The organism is Streptomyces ortus (genome assembly GCF_026341275.1).
GTDB lineage: Bacteria > Actinomycetota > Actinomycetes > Streptomycetales > Streptomycetaceae > Streptomyces > Streptomyces ortus.
The window spans coordinates 2,913,547-2,929,270 of record NZ_JAIFZO010000002.1 but is presented as its reverse complement, the minus strand read 5'-3'; the positions used below and the strand labels follow the sequence as shown (position 1 = coordinate 2,929,270).

Annotated in this window: 14 protein-coding genes; 8 read left to right on the top strand and 6 right to left on the bottom strand. The window is 71.5% G+C overall.

The window, feature by feature from the left end; translation table 11 throughout:
- Window positions 1-340 precede the first annotated feature (340 nt).
- Window positions 341-2,974: a DEAD/DEAH box helicase gene (locus tag K3769_RS16170; protein ID WP_267027134.1), complete on the top strand. Its 2,634-nt coding sequence runs from the start codon at window positions 341-343 to the stop codon at window positions 2,972-2,974.
- 200 nt (window positions 2,975-3,174) lie between these two features.
- A complete protein-coding gene (locus tag K3769_RS16165) occupies window positions 3,175-4,065 on the top strand; it encodes an alpha/beta fold hydrolase (RefSeq protein ID WP_267027133.1) in 891 nt (296 codons plus the stop codon).
- A gap of 90 nt (window positions 4,066-4,155) precedes the next feature.
- On the opposite strand, the gene K3769_RS16160 is transcribed toward K3769_RS16165, so the two are convergent.
- Window positions 4,156-5,079 (bottom strand): NYN domain-containing protein, encoded by a 924-nt coding sequence (locus K3769_RS16160; RefSeq protein ID WP_267027132.1) that lies wholly within the window; start codon window positions 5,077-5,079, stop codon window positions 4,156-4,158.
- A 213-nt stretch (window positions 5,080-5,292) separates the two neighbouring features.
- On the opposite strand from K3769_RS16160, the gene K3769_RS16155 reads away from it, so the two are divergent.
- Window positions 5,293-5,445 carry a DUF8834 family protein gene (locus tag K3769_RS16155; protein WP_007384531.1) on the top strand — a complete coding sequence of 51 codons (153 nt, stop codon included), beginning with the start codon at window positions 5,293-5,295 and terminating at the stop codon, window positions 5,443-5,445.
- Window positions 5,446-5,566: 121 nt separating this feature from the next.
- Here the strand turns inward: K3769_RS16155 and K3769_RS16150 are convergent, their stop codons facing one another.
- The 3 genes from K3769_RS16150 to K3769_RS16140 all read right to left on the bottom strand — a co-directional run bounded on the left by K3769_RS16150 (window position 5,567) and on the right by K3769_RS16140 (window position 7,992).
- On the bottom strand, window positions 5,567-6,172 hold the full coding sequence (locus K3769_RS16150; protein ID WP_267027131.1) for a MarC family protein: 606 nt from the start codon (window positions 6,170-6,172) through the stop codon (window positions 5,567-5,569).
- 178 nt (window positions 6,173-6,350) lie between these two features.
- Window positions 6,351-7,217 (bottom strand): PHP domain-containing protein, encoded by an 867-nt coding sequence (locus tag K3769_RS16145; RefSeq protein WP_267027130.1) that lies wholly within the window; start codon window positions 7,215-7,217, stop codon window positions 6,351-6,353.
- A gap of 133 nt (window positions 7,218-7,350) precedes the next feature.
- Window positions 7,351-7,992, bottom strand: a complete 642-nt coding sequence (locus K3769_RS16140) for a DUF6758 family protein (RefSeq protein WP_267027129.1) — start codon at window positions 7,990-7,992, stop codon at window positions 7,351-7,353.
- A 251-nt stretch (window positions 7,993-8,243) separates the two neighbouring features.
- Between K3769_RS16140 and K3769_RS16135 the strand changes: the two genes are divergently transcribed.
- Window positions 8,244-9,497 (top strand): MFS transporter, encoded by a 1,254-nt coding sequence (locus tag K3769_RS16135; RefSeq protein ID WP_267027128.1) that lies wholly within the window; start codon window positions 8,244-8,246, stop codon window positions 9,495-9,497.
- Between the two features lie 105 nt (window positions 9,498-9,602).
- Here the strand turns inward: K3769_RS16135 and K3769_RS16130 are convergent, their stop codons facing one another.
- Window positions 9,603-10,211 carry a suppressor of fused domain protein gene (locus K3769_RS16130; RefSeq protein WP_267027127.1) on the bottom strand — a complete coding sequence of 203 codons (609 nt, stop codon included), beginning with the start codon at window positions 10,209-10,211 and terminating at the stop codon, window positions 9,603-9,605.
- A 524-nt stretch (window positions 10,212-10,735) separates the two neighbouring features.
- Here K3769_RS16130 and K3769_RS16125 point away from each other — a divergent pair.
- Together K3769_RS16125 and K3769_RS16120 are read left to right on the top strand one after the other, a co-directional pair.
- Window positions 10,736-11,845 (top strand): magnesium and cobalt transport protein CorA, encoded by a 1,110-nt coding sequence (locus K3769_RS16125; protein WP_267027126.1) that lies wholly within the window; start codon window positions 10,736-10,738, stop codon window positions 11,843-11,845.
- 42 nt (window positions 11,846-11,887) lie between these two features.
- Window positions 11,888-12,484 carry a hypothetical protein gene (locus K3769_RS16120; RefSeq protein ID WP_267027125.1) on the top strand — a complete coding sequence of 199 codons (597 nt, stop codon included), beginning with the start codon at window positions 11,888-11,890 and terminating at the stop codon, window positions 12,482-12,484.
- A 173-nt stretch (window positions 12,485-12,657) separates the two neighbouring features.
- On the opposite strand, the gene K3769_RS16115 is transcribed toward K3769_RS16120, so the two are convergent.
- Window positions 12,658-13,416 (bottom strand): hypothetical protein, encoded by a 759-nt coding sequence (locus tag K3769_RS16115; RefSeq protein ID WP_267027124.1) that lies wholly within the window; start codon window positions 13,414-13,416, stop codon window positions 12,658-12,660.
- Between the two features lie 228 nt (window positions 13,417-13,644).
- Here K3769_RS16115 and K3769_RS16110 point away from each other — a divergent pair, with 228 nt between their 5' ends.
- Both K3769_RS16110 and K3769_RS16105 read left to right on the top strand, forming a co-directional pair.
- The gene (locus K3769_RS16110) at window positions 13,645-15,039 is read left to right on the top strand and encodes a magnesium transporter MgtE N-terminal domain-containing protein (protein WP_267027123.1); all 1,395 of its coding nucleotides are present in this window, start codon (window positions 13,645-13,647) and stop codon (window positions 15,037-15,039) included.
- Window positions 15,029-15,685: a DUF1003 domain-containing protein gene (locus K3769_RS16105; RefSeq protein WP_267027122.1), complete on the top strand. Its 657-nt coding sequence runs from the start codon at window positions 15,029-15,031 to the stop codon at window positions 15,683-15,685. The genes K3769_RS16110 and K3769_RS16105 overlap by 11 nt, the downstream gene beginning before the upstream one ends.
- Window positions 15,686-15,724 lie beyond the last annotated feature (39 nt).

Genomic DNA, 15,724 nt, shown 5'->3' with positions numbered 1-15,724 from the left:
TCGGCGGATCCGCACGAATGAGGATGCCCGGTCGGTGGCCCGATCGGCTCCGACCCGACAGCCCTCCCAGCCCGTACGGCTCCATGCGTACGGCATCCGGAGGGAGACCCTCAGCGGTACGAACGCTTGAGCGTCGGCAGTGGTCCCATGCCACCCCGGCCGCTGGTCAATAGCGGCCGACGTCCCCGGCACGGTCCCCGACACGACCCCCGCGCTCGCCTCGCACCGCGTACACAGAAGAGGCAGCACCCTGACTACTTTCCGAGACCTCGGGATCCTTCCCGAGACTGCCGAGGCCCTTGAGGCCGTCGGCATCACGAAGCCCTTTCCCATCCAGGAGATGACGCTCCCCGTCGCCCTCGCGGGCAACGACGTCATCGGCCAGGCCAAGACCGGCACCGGCAAGACGCTGGGTTTCGGCCTCCCGCTCCTCGAGCGCGTGACCGTCCCCGCGGACGTCGAGGCGGGCCGGGCCCAGCCCGAGCAGCTCACCGACGCCCCGCAGGCCCTGGTCGTCGTCCCGACGCGCGAGCTCTGCACCCAGGTCACGAACGACCTGCTGACGGCCGGCAAGGTCCGTAACGTCCGCGTTCTCGCCATCTACGGCGGCCGGGCGTACGAGCCTCAGGTCGAGGCCCTGAAGAAGGGCATCGACGTCGTCGTCGGCACCCCGGGCCGGCTCCTCGACCTCGCGGGCCAGAAGAAGCTCAACCTCAAGCACGTGCGCGCCCTCGTCCTCGACGAGGCCGACGAGATGCTCGACCTGGGCTTCCTGCCCGACGTCGAGAAGATCATGAACATGCTGCCGGTACGCCGCCAGACGATGCTGTTCTCGGCCACCATGCCGGGCGCGGTCATCGGCCTCGCGCGCCGCTACATGTCGCAGCCCACACACATCCGCGCCTCCGAGCCGGACGACGTCGGCGCGACGGTCGCGAACACCAAGCAGCACATCTACCGCGCGCACAACATGGACAAGCCCGAGCTGGTCTCGCGGATACTGCAGGCCGACGGCCGTGGTCTCGCGATGGTCTTCTGCCGCACCAAGCGCACCGCGGCGGACCTCGCCGACCAGCTGCAGCAGCGCGGGTTCGCCTCCGGCGCGGTCCACGGCGACCTCGGCCAGGGCGCGCGCGAGCAGGCGCTGCGCGCGTTCCGCAACGGCAAGGTGGACGTGCTCGTCTGCACCGACGTGGCCGCGCGCGGCATCGACGTCGAGGGCGTCACGCACGTCATCAACTACCAGTCCCCCGAGGACGAGAAGACGTACCTGCACCGCATCGGCCGTACGGGCCGCGCGGGTGCCAAGGGCATCGCGATCACCCTCGTCGACTGGGACGACATCCCGCGCTGGCAGCTCATCAACAAGGCGCTGAACCTCGGCTTCAACGACCCGCCGGAGACGTACTCCACGTCCCCGCACCTCTTCGAGGAGCTGAAGATCCCGGCCGGCACCAAGGGTGTCCTGCCGCGTTCCGAGCGCACCCGTGCCGGTCTGTCGGCCGAGGTCGTCGAGGACCTCGGCGAGACCGGTGGGCGTGGCGCCCGCGGTGGCCGCGGTGGCCGCCCCGCGGCGGGTCCGGCCCCTGCCGCCGAGCGCGACCGGGACCGGGACCGCAGTCGCGACCGGGATCGTGATCGTGATCGTTCGGAGCGGACCCCGCGCCGCCGTCGCCGTACGCGCAACGGCGCGGCGCTCGACGCCGTGGAGTCGCAGAACACGGCGCAGACGGCAGTGCCGTCCGCACCGGAGACCGTGGCCGACAGCACCGAGCCGGGCCAGGCGACGGAGTCGCGCAGCGCGCGCCGGCGTCGCCGTACGCGTGCCGGTGCCGGGTCGGAGGCAGCCGCGAGCGCGGTCGCCACGGCCGAGGGCGCGGCCGTCGAGGTCCCGGAGCAGGCCGTCGTACCGGCTGCCGCACCGGACGTCGCGCCCGTCGCCGAGCCGGTGGCGGACACCGAGGCCAAGCCGCGCCGCCGTCGCACACGTCGTACGGCGGAGGCCGTGCAGCCCGAGGCCGCCGTCGTCGAGGAGGCCCCCGTGGCCGAGCCGACCGTCGTGCCCGACGCAGCCGAGGCCGCCGAAGCCGTGGTGACCAAGCCCCGCCGCCGCACCCGCAAGACCGCGGTCGCCGAGCCGGCCGTCACCCCCGTGGAAGCCGTCGCCGACCCGGTCGAGGTCGTCGAGGCCAAGCCGCGGCGCACCCGTAAGGCCACGGCCGCCAAGACCACGGCCGCCGCCGAGACGGCCCTGGACACGGCGGAGGCCGCTGAGGCCAAGCCGCGCCGCAGGACCCGTAAGGCGGCGGTGGCCACCGAGTCCGCCGAGGTCACCGCGGTCGCCGAGACCGGTATCCCGGCGCAGGCGACCGAGGAGCCCGAGGCCAAGCCGCGCCGCCGCACCCGCAAGGCCGCCGCGACCGCGACCGCTGCCGAGACCGCCGAGGCGGCTCCCGTCGCCCCGGCCGCCGCTCCGGTGGCCCCGGCGGAAGAGGCACCCGTCGCGGAGGCCAAGCCGCGCCGCCGTACGCGCAAGGCCGCTGCCGCCGCCGAGACCGCGGTGGACACCGCCGAGGGCACGACGGCCGAGGCACCGGCGGCCACGGTGACCAAGCCGCGCCGCACCCGCAAGGCCGTCGCGACCGTGGAAGCGGCTGCCGCACCCGCGGAGGCGGCGGAGAGCGCCGTGGACACGGCCGAGGCGACCGGGACGAAGCCCCGCCGCCGCACCCGCAAGGCCGCGGTCGCGGAGGCCGACATCCCGGCCCAGGCCACCGAGGCCGTGGCGGACACCGCCGAGGCTCCGGTCAAGCCGCGCCGCACACGCAAGACGGCGGCCAAGACAGCCGCCAAGGCGCCCGCCCCGGTGTCGGTGGCGGAGTCGGCCGAGGCCGAGGCCGCACCCGTGGCCGAGGCCAAGCCGCGCCGCCGTACGCGCAAGGCCGCTGCCGCCGCCGAGCCCACGGAGGGCTGAGTTCCGCATCCGACGGCACTCGACGGCCCGGTTCCCCTCGCGGGGGCCGGGCCGTCGGCGTTCCTCGGCACGCCCGGCGGCGGTCCGCGGCACGCGGGAATCCCGACGGGGTCGCGCACGCCCGGTGCCACCGCCCACTGTGCCGACCGCTGTGCCGCCCGGTATGCCGCCCGTGGGGTTGCCCGGATAGCCTCCTTCTCATGAGCAGGCCCTTCACCTTCGTCCCGCCCTCCGGGGCCCGCGCGTATCGCCTCGGCACCGCGCGCGGGGAGTTCGCCGTGATCGACGCGGGCAGCCCCGTGAAGGGAACCGTGCTGCTGCTGCCGGGGTTCACGGGGAGCAAGGAGGACTTCATCTCGCTGCACGAGCCGCTGGCGGCGGCCGGATACCGGACCGTCGCGGTGGACGGCCGGGGCCAGTACGAGTCACCGGGCCCGCGCGAGGACGAATCCCCTTACGCACAGGGCGAGTTGGCGCAGGACGTGCTCGCACAGCTCGACGCGCTCACCTCCAGCTCGGGTGGCTCCGGCAGCCGCGGCGACCGTTTCCACCTGCTGGGCCATTCGTTCGGCGGACAGGTCGCCCGCGCGGCCGTCCTGCTGGACCCGGCCCGCTTCCGGTCCCTCACCCTGGTGTCCTCCGGACCCGCGGAGATCTCCCCCAGCCAGCAGCAGCGGGTGAAGCTGCTGCGGGACGCGCTGACCGTGATGGACATGGCGCAGGTGTGGGAGGCGATCCGGGCGCTCGACCCGCCGGAGGATGCCGAGGGCGAGCTGGACGCCGGCCTGGACGACCAGCGGGACCTCAGGCGACGCTGGCTGGCCAACAGCCCGGCTCAGCTCGCCGCGGCGGGGCGGCAGCTGTGCGAGGAGCCCGACCGCGTGGCCGAGCTGGCGGCCCTGCGCCTGCCCGTGCACGTCCTGTCGGGCGAGAGCGACGACACCTGGCCGGTCCCGCTCCTCGACGACATGGCCGTACGCCTGGAGGCGCACCGCACGATCGTCCACGGAGCCGAGCACTCCCCCAACACGGACCGCCCGGCGGAGACGGCCGAGGCCCTGATCGCGTTCTGGGACGGGCTGGACCAGTAGGGCCCGTCGGGGCCCTGTAGTGAGCGCGGGGAACCGCGCCCCCTGACCCCCCGCGTGCCCGCCCTCCGCACGCCCGCCCCCACGGAGGCGTCAGTACTGCCCCTGCACGTGCTCCCAGAACCCGTCCCGCAGCGCCCGCCGCAGATCGGCCTGCCCGCGCAGCGAGTACTGCAACAGCCCCTCGGACTCCACGAGCAGCTCCTGGTCGACCGGCCCCGGCAGATACGGATGGCCGGGAAGCAGCTCCGCCAGCGCTTCCCGCCCCCGTGCGGCCAGCCACTTCGCGGCGATCTGCGCCCCCACGAACCGCACGTCCTCCCGGCTGGGCCGGGCCGCCGCCGAGGTCTCGTACGAGGTGGGGGTGCGCCGGGCCACGTACGGCTTGAAGAAGTCCAGGTCGAACGTGCGCTGGCTGTCGACCTCCCAGAGCAGCGGCTCCGCCTGGTTGCGGCCCTCGGGGGCCTCGATGCCCCAGAGGTGGACCCGGGCCCCGTATCCCTGGGCCGCCTCGACGGCCGAGACCAGGTCCTCGTCGCCCCCGATGAGGGCCGCGTCGCTGATGGCGCGGTGCCGGGCCAGTGACTCCAGGTCGGAACGGATCAGGGAGTCGACACCCTTCTGCTGGTTGTTGGCGTTGAGGTTGCCGAGCCGAACCTTGACGTCGGGCAGCTCGGCGATGGACTGCTGCTCGGCGGTGTGGATGCGGCGCCGCGCCCCGTCGTACCAGTAGACGCGCAGCAGCCTGCTGTCCGCGAAGATCGTGCGGGCCCGGTCGATGAGCGCGTCGATGAGTCCCTCGGCGTCCAGCTCGAAGGCCCGGCGGTCCTCAGTGCCCGCCACGAGCCGGCCCGCCGCCGCGTACAGGTACCCGGCGTCGACGAAGATCGCGTGGGTCGACGGCGTCTTCGCCACCTCGGCCAGCATGCGCTGGAGCAGCTCGTTCGAGCGGTCGATGCGCGCGCCGAGGTCGGCGAGATCGGTGGGGTCGTCGGCTGCCGCGAAGTCGTCATTCATATGCGCCTCATTGTCGCAGGACGTCACTGTGCGTACTCACGTGGTCCCGATACTCACAGGTAATTAGTCGTTCGAAAGTTTTCTTTAGCGTAGGGAATGTTCGTAACAAACATCCCGTTGACTCCAGTGGGAACGCGGGACACAGATGGTCCGCGCACCCACTCCAACCAGTAGTTCTCCTCCAGGAGGATGACCAGACGAAGGGAGAAGCCCTTGCGCTTCGAAATCATGCGACTCGACGACGTCGACGGCACGCCCGTGGACAGCACCGTCGTGGACGCCGCCTCCGTCAACCGGATCGTTCAGCAGGCCGCCGCCATCGGGCAGCGCCTCTGGATCCGCCCGGCCGACACCTCGGCCTCATAACAGCGGTTGTTCGACAGTCTGCACAGACAGTCTTCGAAACCCCCGTCCGGCACGATGCCGGGCGGGGGTTTCGCGTTCGGTCACGACTCCGCCGCACTTCAGCCCACGATCGAGCCGCACTTCAGCTGTTCTGGACGACCTGGGTGACGCCGTTGATGATCTGCTGCACCGCGATGGCGGAGAGCATCATGCCCGCCAGGCGTGTCACGAGCACGACACCGCCGTCCTTGATGACCCGGATGATCAGCAACGAGTACCGCATCACGACCCACAGCACGACGTGGATGGCGAGGATCGCCGTCCACACGGACACCTGGGTCGCCACGCTGTCGGCCTTCTGCACGGCGAGGATGACGGACACGATCGCGCCGGGGCCGGCCAGCAGCGGCATGCCGAGGGGTACGAGGGCGACGTTGACGTCCTTGGTCTGCTGGGGTTCGTCGTTCTTGCCCGTGAGCAGGTCGAGCGCGATGAGCAGGAGCAGCAGGCCGCCGGCGATCATCAGGGCGGGGACCGACACGTGCAGGTAGTCCAGGATCTGGTGCCCGAGCAGGCCGAAGACGGTGATGACGCCGCCGGCGACGCAGACGGCCTGGAAGGCCATGCGCCTCTGCACCTTGGCGGGGCGGCCGGAGGTCAGCGCGAGGAAGATCGGGGTGATCCCCGGGGGATCCATGATGACGAAGAGCGTGAGGAAGAGGGAGCCGAAGACGGCGAGGTCGAACATGAGCAGTATGGCCTTGCTGGGGTGTTGAGGGTGGGTGGGGTGAACGAGAGACTGCGCCGTTCCCCGCGCCCCCAGGGGCGAAGAGACAGCGCCGTTCCACGCGCCCCCGACGAAAAGACTGCGCCGTTCCCCGCGCCCCTGGGAGGAGGACAGCGGGTCGGTGTACAGCGGGTCGGGGTTACGTGGGGGTCGGGCCGCCCGTGCCCGGTACGGGGAACGCGCCCGTCGCGCGGCGGGTGATCTCGGCGTAGATCTCGGGGTCCGTCGTGTACTCGCCGAGTTCGCACGCCTTGCGGTGGCCGTGGTAGTCGCTCGAACCGGTCGTCAGCAGCCCCAGCTCGGCCGCGAGTCCGCGCAACCTGGCCCGGGTGGCCGCGTCGTGGTCCATGTGGTCGACCTCTATGCCGTCGAGCCCGGCCGCCGCCAGCTCGGCGATCGCGGACTCCGGTACGGTCCGGCCCCGCTTGGCGGCGGCGGGGTGGGCGAAGACGGTCACGCCGCCCGCGGCCTTGACCAGCCGGATCATCTCGAAGGGGTCGGACTCGTGCTTCTGGATGTGCGCCCGGCCGCCGTCGGCGAGCCACTCGCTCGTGAACGCGTCCGAGACGGTCTCCACCACGCCCAGCTCGACCAGGGCGGTGGCGATGTGCGGGCGGCCCACGGAGCCGCCGGAGGCGATCCGCTCCACGTGCTCCCAGGTGATGGGCACGCCCAGTTCGCGCAGGCTGCCGATCATCGCCTGGGCGCGGGGCACCCGGTCGTCACGTACCAGTTCGCGCTCGCGCAGCAGGTCCGGCTCGTCGGGGTCGAAGAGGTACGCCAGCATGTGCAGGCCGACACCGTCGAGGCGGCAGGACAGCTCGGCACCGGTCACGAGCGTCAGCCCGGCGGGCACAGCTGCGATGGCCTCCGCGTAGCCGCGGGTGGTGTCGTGGTCGGTCAGCGCGACGACGTCGAGACCGGCCGCGGCGGCGTTGCGGACCAGATCGGCCGGGGTGTCCGTACCGTCGGAGGCCTTGGAGTGGCAGTGCAGATCGATGCGCACGAACGGACTCCAGACCAGGACAGGACGAGGGACCCCTCAAGGATAACGGCCCCGGAATCCACCCCCCGTCACACCCACACCCCAGGGTCACCCCCTACACCCCCTCACCTCACCCCCCAGTGACCGGCGGAGCCTACGGTTCCAGAATCCGTGGTGACAGCGCCCCGCACGGCAGAAGGTCCGCCTCCGCGCCGGCGTCACGCAGATCCGTCAGCACCAGGTCGTCGTACATCAACATCCCCGACTGCTCCGGCCACACGACCGCCCACAGCCACAGCCCGAGCGCCTCACCCGCGAAGACGGCCCGGTCGCCGGGCACTCCGGGGACGTGCCAGAGCGGCGTCGGCCGTCCCGCGGCCAGCACCTTCGCGTGAGGGGGCTTGTCGACGTTCATGTACGGGCCCGGGTCGAGCCCCTCGATGCCCGCGTACCGCGCGCCCAGCCCCACGCCCAGTTCCTCCGCGACGAGGATCAGCTCCCCGAATCCGCCGAGCGGTCCCGGCCCCGAGCAGGCGACCGCCGTCGCGCGACCACCGCTGCGGTCGTCACCGGCGAACGCCGCACCGGTGAAGAGCCAGCCGACAGGCAGCGGCCACGGCATCCACACCGGCACGCGCGCACGGTGGACGACCACGCCGAGGGCTTCGACACTGGGCGGGATCACGGGCTGCAGCGGATGCACGATGCCGTGGACATCGCACTGCCAGGAGTCGGCAAAGAGGCCGGGAGCCCTGACCCGGCCACCACACTTCGGGCAACTGGGTTCGCCCCTCATAAGGCACAACGGTCCTCCCCGTCCTTCGTCGCGTCAAGGACGATCACCCGTCCGCCGCGCGCCCGTCACCTCCTCGCCGCGACCGACCGCCGGCCATCATTAGATGTAGCTTGCACTCATTAGCCGATCTAACTTATTATGTGTATACGCCAACCATCTACGGCCGTTCCTACATCCATCCCTACGGCCGTCCCTACGTCCGCCTCTCCGACCATCTCTCCGCGAGCGGCAAACAGCGTGAAGGAGCGCACATGAACAGCAGCACGGGAGGCCCCGCCGAAGGGGACACCTTCGACGCGGGGGCCACGAGCCTCCTGCGTCAGCCGAAGGCGGTCTGGGCGACCGCCGGGGCATCCGTCGTCGCCTTCATGGGCATCGGCCTCGTCGACCCGATCCTGCCGTCCATCGCCAAGGGCCTGGACGCCACCGCCGGCCAGGTCTCCCTGCTCTTCACCTCGTACTTCCTGATCACCGCGCTCGCGATGCTGGTCACGGGCTTCGTCTCCAGCCGTATCGGCGGCCGTCGCACCCTGCTGCTCGGCCTCGCGCTGGTCGTGGTCTTCGCCGGTCTGTCCGGCACCTCCGGCTCGGTCGGCGAACTCGTCGGCTTCCGGGCCGGCTGGGGGCTCGGCAACGCCCTCTTCGTCTCCACCGCCCTCGCCGTCATCGTCGGCGCGGCGGCCGGCGGCAGCGCGGCGGCGATCCTCCTGTACGAGTCGGCCCTGGGCCTCGGCATGGCCTGCGGGCCCCTGCTGGGCGCGCTGCTCGGTGACGCCAGCTGGCGCTACCCGTTCTTCGGCACCGCGGTCCTGATGGCGATCGGGTTCCTGTGCATCACGGCGTTCCTGAAGGAGCAGCCGAAGCCCGCGCGCAGGACAGGGCTGCTCGACCCGATCAAGGCCCTGGGCCACGGCGGCCTCGCCTCGGTGGCGGGCTCGGCGTTCTTCTACAACTACACGTTCTTCACCGTGCTGGCCTTCACGCCGTTCGTGCTGAACATGAGCCCGTACAGCAGCGGCGCGGTGTTCTTCGCCTGGGGTGTGCTGCTCGCGGTGTTCTCGGTGCTCGTGGCACCGCGCCTGCAGGCCCGGTACGGCTCGCTGAAGGTGCTCGGCGGCTCACTGCTGCTGCTCGCGGCCGACGTGCTCGTCCTCGGCTACGGCAGCCACACCACCGCCGTGGTCTGCACGATCCTCTCGGGTGCCTTCATCGGCGTGAACAACACCGTCTACACGGAGCTGGCCCTCGGCGTGTCGGACGCGCCGCGCCCGGTGGCGAGCGCCGGCTACAACTTCGTCCGCTGGTTCGCCGCGGCGGCGGCGCCGTTCTTCGCGCCGAGGATCGAGGAGTGGACCGACATCCACATCCCGTTCGTGGTCGCGGCGGTCACCGCGGCGCTGGGCGCGCTCGTGGTCCTCGTACGCCGGGACGCCCTGACGCACGAGGCGGAGGAACTGGAGGAACGGCACGCGGCGGAGGACGGTGTCACCGTCTTCGCCAACTGACGGCGAGGACGGAAGGGGCGGGCGAGAGCGGGCGGAGTGCGCGGAGGACGGGGTCGTTCGCGGTGTGACTTTGCCAACTCGGCGACTTCGCGCGCCTGTTGGAGATCAGTCCAGGGACACGGACTTGCGCACGGGATCGCGCAGGTCCGTTCCGCTTGTCAGCCACCGCTCCTGGAGCGCCCCCGCGCCATGGACCCGCTTCCACGCGGCCTCGTTCGGCGTCATGGGCAGCAGCGGCAGAAAACGTACGGGATCCAGGGGCGCGCCGAGTTCGAGATCTTCGACCAGGCCGCCCGGCTCGGCGACCAGGACGGAGGTGAAGGGGGCTCCCGGCCACAGCGGATCGCCCACGTCGAGCGAGGCGCCCGGCGCCACGACCAGGCCCTCGACCTGCGGGGACGCGGCCAGTACGGCGAGGGGGCGGAGCACCTTGTCGGTGTCGGCGCCGCCGGCCCGTACCGACAGGACGAGCTCGGCGCGAGGGCCCGCGACCGGGTCGGCGACGGCCGCCGTGGGGTCCGCCATCGGCTGGGCGGACATGCCGAGCGTCGCGTACCTGACGATCCCGGTGGGGGCCGCGGAGGAGGTGTCCAGGTCCGTGAAACGCAGCACCTCGATGCGGTCCGTACCCAGGAAGGTCACCGCGGCGCGCGCGTCCGGTTCGCCCAGCGCGGTACGCAGACGGGCTTCCACCAGAGCAAGAACATCAACCATGCGCCGAGCATAGAACTCGTCAGCAGCGGGCAAAGCGACGGCTTGACACTTCAGTCGGCTGATACTCTTGGCCGCTGGCCGGGGCAGCACGCAGAAGCGTCGCTCTCACGTCCCGGCCCACGTCTCGACGCATGAGACTCCCCTACGGGGGATGGACCTCCCCTACGGGGGACCGGCCGGAGGAGGTGGGGCTCCATGGATCGAAGTCGACCAGGCAGTACCACCCGCTCTTCCGGCTGCTGAGCTCCTTTCAGCTTCCCGAGCTCACGCTCTGCCGACCGCCACCTCTCGCGCTCGCGTCGTTTCCCGCGCTCACGTCATGGCCGGTCCGGTACACAACGGAAGAGCACTTCGTTTTCCCTGATCTGTCTGAATTTTTCTGATCTGTATCAGTAGCGAAGCCGCCACCGTGACGGTGCGGTGCTCCCCGCTTTGTGGACGTGCCAAACATCCGCAGTCAGGACGTCCCCATTCCGGGCAGTTCCAGCCGTCGTCGGCGGCCTTCGTTCGCGAAGGAGCCACCCATGTCGATGATCCACAACCTGCGCGCCGCGGTCCGCCCCTCGCTCCGCAAGGACGGCGGTACGTACGACACCACCCGTTCCGCCGCGGAGAGTTCGGCCGTCGTGGACTGCGCGGTCTACCGCGACGGCGTCCGCCTCCCGTCGGACGACAGCCTCACGCCGCGCATGGCGATCCGTCAGGTGCGGCGCGACGGAGGGTTCGCGTGGATCGGCCTGCACGAGCCCACCGAGGACGAGTTCTCGGGCGTGGCCGCCGAGTTCGGGCTGCACCCGCTCGCCGTCGAGGACGCCGTCCACGCCCACCAGCGGCCCAAGCTGGAGCGGTACGACGACACGCTGTTCGCCGTCTTCAAGACCATCCACTACGTCGAGCACGACGAACTCACCGCCACCAGCGAGGTCGTGGAGTCCGGCGAGGTGATGTGCTTCACCGGGCGGGACTTCTTCATCACCGTGCGGCACGGCGGGCAGGGCTCCCTGCGGGCGCTGCGGCACCGGCTGCAGGACGACCCGGAACTGCTCGCCAAAGGCCCCTCCGCCGTGCTGCACTCCATCGCCGACCATGTCGTGGACGGCTACATCGCGGTCGCCGACGCCATGCAGGACGACATCGACGACGTGGAGACCGAGGTGTTCTCGCCCGGCCGCAGGGGCGGGGTGTCCCGCGGTGTCGACTCGGCGCGGATCTACCAGCTCAAGCGTGAGGTACTGGAGTTCAAGCGTGCCGTGTCACCGCTGATGCGGCCCATGCAGCTGCTGAGCGAGCGGCCGATGCGGCTGGTCGACCCCGACATCCAGAAGTACTTCCGGGACGTCGCCGACCACCTGGCGCGGGTGCACGAGCAGGTCGTCGCCTTCGACGAGCTGCTCAACTCGATCCTCCAGGCCAACCTCGCGCAGGCGTCCGTCGCGCAGAACGAGGACATGCGCAAGATCACGTCCTGGGCGGCGATCGTGGCCGTGCCGACGATGGTGTGCGGGGTGTACGGCATGAACTTCGAGCACATGCCGGAGCTGCACTGGCGGTACGGATACCCCACGATCATGGGCCTCACGGTGGTGCTCTGCCTGGGCATCCACCGCACGCTCAAGCGCAACGGCTGGCTCTGAGCGCTCCGAGGGGCCTCACGAGGCGACGCTAGGGTGGCCCGCATGACGGATCAGGCTCTTGCCGAACAGGCCCTCGTCGAGGAGGCCACGAAGAAGTCCGGGCTCATCTGGGTGCGCGGGAGCGGTGTCCCGTCGCTCGACCCCCAGGACCAGGACCGGGCCCAGAGCCAGGCCCAGGACCAGAGCCAGGGCCCGGGCCGGGAGGCGCCGACGCGCGCGTTGTGGCACGTGTGGCACGACGGGGCGGTGTACGTGGTCGGCGACGGGCCCGGTGAGCAGCCGCTGCCCGGGCTCGTGGACGGCCGCGAGGCGGTCGTCACGGTCCGCAGCAAGGACAAGGGCGGGCGGCTGGTGTCCTGGACCGCGGCCGTGGCGGAGCTGGCTCCGGGGTCGGAGGAGTGGACGGTCGCCGTCGGCGAGCTGAAGGGGAAGCGGCTGAACGCGCCCGACGGTGAGGCGATGACGGAGCGGTGGGCTCGCGAGTGCCGGGTGGTCCGGCTCGCGCCGACGGGGTCGACCTCGCCTTCGCCCACGGGGTCGTTGGCGGCGGTGCCCGTGCGTACGTCGGCGACCACGCGGTTGCCTGTGCCGGCGGGGTTGCCGCGGCTGCTCTTCCGCCGGCTGCGGCGGAGCGGCTGAGCGCGGAGCGCTGCGCGGGCTTGCGGGGAAGTGAGGGCCGAGTGCCGGGTGCGGGTGTGCCGCGGTGGGCCGCGCAGTTCCCCGCGCCCCTAAAGCCGGGGCTGCGCCCCGAGCTTCAGGCCCTTGGGGGCGCGGGGAACGGCGCAATCGGCGCGCGCATCCCTGCGCCTCTCTCAGGACGTCGGGAGTTGTTGGCCGTAGTCGACCGTGTCCGCCTTGTCCGGGGGCTTCAGGGTGAAGTTCCGGCCCCAGTCCGTGAGGCGGATCGTGCCCGCGTCGCCGGCCCGGACCAGCATCAGCGGATACGGCTTGCCCTCCAGGGAGACGTCGATCCGGCCGCCGGAGCCCTTGTCACCGGTGAGGCGGATCGTGCGCACGCCGTTCAGCTCGTGATGGCCCTCCGTCGCCAGCTCACCCTGCAGGGACAGCAGGCCGTCCAGCAGCACGTCCTTGTCGGTGAACACGCTGAGCTGCTGGTACGCGGGGTCCCCCTTCGGGACCTTCACGTACATGCCGTCCAGCTTCCCCGCCGCGGCCGTGTCCGACGTACCGTCGTCGCTCTTGCCGTCCTGGTGGTTCCAGAAGTCCGCGTCGGCGTTGATGAAGAGGTGCCCGTCGACCCGCAGCAGGCGGAACGTCACACCGTCCGAGGTGACCGACCCCGTACCGCCGTCCTTCTTGAGCTGCATGTCCAGCTTGTAGGTGCGTTTGTTGCTGACCACGGCCCCGGACAGCCGTACCGTCCCCGCGGCCTCCGCGGCCGACTGCGTTCTGCTCTGGATCTTCGCGGGGGGAAGTTTCCCGACCCCGTTCGTCCCCGCGTCCGGATCCTCACCGCCGCACCCCGTCACCCCCGCGCCCGCCACGAAGAGCGCGCACACGGCCCTCGCCAACACGGCCTTACGGGTTCGTCCACGGGGAATCGCAGTCACAGGTGGCGCTGCCTCTCGTGCGGTTGTCCTCAACGGCGTACCGCAGCGTACCGGGGCCCGCTACGCCACTCGGAGTCAGTCCGTCCGCACCCCTCACCAGGGCGTATCCGACCGGGACGGGCTAGCCTGAAGCCCACCCGAGCGGACATGACACTCCATAACGCCCGGTCCGAAGCCCATGCACCCACGCCCGCGTATCGAAGCCCGTACGAAGAAGGAGGCGCCCGAATGGCGGCAGGCGCCCCCAGGATCTTCGTCTCGCATCTCTCCGGCATCGCCGTGTTCGACCCCAACGGCGACCAGGTGGGGCGCGTGCGCGACCTCGTCGCCATGCTGCGCGTGGGCCGGCGGCCCCCGCGGCTGCTCGGCCTCGTCGTCGAACTGTCCACCCGGCGCCGTATCTTCCTGCCCATGACCCGGGTGACGGGCATCGAGTCGGGCCAGGTCATCACCACCGGCGTGCTGAACGTCCGCCGGTTCGAGCAGCGCCCCACCGAGCGGCTCGTTCTCGGCGAGCTCCTCGACCGGCGGGTCACCCTCGTGGAGAGCGGCGAACCGCCCGAGACGGTCACCGTCCTGGACATCGCCATCCAGCAGCTGCCGGCCCGCCGCGACTGGGAGATCGACCGGGTCTTCGTCCGCAAGGGGCGGACCGGCGGCGCGTTCCGGCGGGCCAGGGGCGAGACGCTGACCGTCGAGTGGTCGGCCGTCACCGGGTTCTCCCTGGAGGAGCACGGACAGGGCGCCGAGAACCTGCTCGCCACCTTCGAGCAGCTGCGCCCCGCCGACCTCGCGAACGTCCTGCACCATCTGTCCGCGAAGCGCCGCGCCGAGGTCGCGGCGGCCCTGGACGACGACCGGCTCGCCGACGTCCTGGAGGAGCTTCCGGAGGACGACCAGATCGAGATCCTCGGCAAGCTCAAGGAGGAGCGCGCCGCGGACGTCCTGGAGGCCATGGACCCCGACGACGCGGCCGACCTGCTCGGCGAGCTGCCGGAGGAGGACAAGGAACGGCTGCTCGCGCTGATGCGGCCGGACGACGCGGCGGACGTACGGCGGCTGATGGCGTACGAGGAGCGCACCGCGGGCGGTCTGATGACGACCGAGCCGATCGTGCTGCGGCCCGACGCGACCGTCGCGGACGCCCTCGCCCGGGTTCGCAACGCCGACCTCTCCCCCGCGCTGGCCGCCCAGGTGTACGTGTGCCGCCCGCCGGACGAGACCCCGACCGGCAAGTACCTGGGGACGGTCCACTTCCAGCGGCTGCTGCGCGATCCGCCGTACACGCTGGTGGGTTCGATCATCGACGACGACCTGCGGCCGCTCGACCCGGAGGCCGTGCTGCCCGTCGTGGCCGGCTTCTTCGCGACGTACGACATGGTCGCGGCGCCCGTCGTCGACGAGAGCGGTTCGCTGCTCGGCGCGGTCACCGTGGACGACGTCCTCGACCACATGCTGCCCGGGGACTGGCGGGAGAAGGAGTTCCACCTGGACGAGGAAACCGCCGACGAGCCCGAGACCGATCGCGAGACCGGCCGTGACACCGACCGCGAGACGGACCGCGACGCGGAACACGGTGCCGTCGGCCGTGATGCCGCCGAGGAGGCCCCTGATGGCTCCTGAGCGCGAGGCCCGCGAACGGGCGGCCTCCGGGACGGGCGGCGCCGCGCGGCCCCGGCTGCGGCTCGACCAGCCGCAGCCGCCGCGGCGCAGATTCCTGCCCGAGTACGACCCGGAGGCCTTCGGACGGCTCTCCGAGCGGATCGCGCGGTTCCTGGGCACGGGACGGTTCATCGTCTGGATGACGTTCGTCATCATCCTGTGGGTGGTGTGGAACGTGTCCGCGCCGCCTGACCTGCGCTTCGACAACTACCCGTTCATCTTCCTCACCCTGATGCTCTCCCTGCAGGCCTCGTACGCCGCTCCGCTGATCCTCCTCGCGCAGAACCGGCAGGACGACCGCGACAAGGTCAACCTCGAACAGGACCGCAAGCAGAACGAGCGGTCGATCGCGGACACCGAGTATCTGACCCGGGAGATCGCCGCGCTGCGCGTGGGCCTCGGCGAGGTCGCCACCCGGGACTGGATCCGTTCCGAGCTGGAGGACCTGGTCAAGGAGCTGGAGGAGCGCCGCCGCGACGACCTCGGGGACGGGCGGGTCGACCGGCCCGGCGAGCGGCTCGGCGACCGGTTCGGCGACCGGTTCGGCGACCGGCATGGCGTATTCCCGGCAGAACATCCACGGGGACGTGACGTAGACGACCGGTGACGGGGCTTTCCGGCCCCCGGGCCGGGCGCCGTACCATCG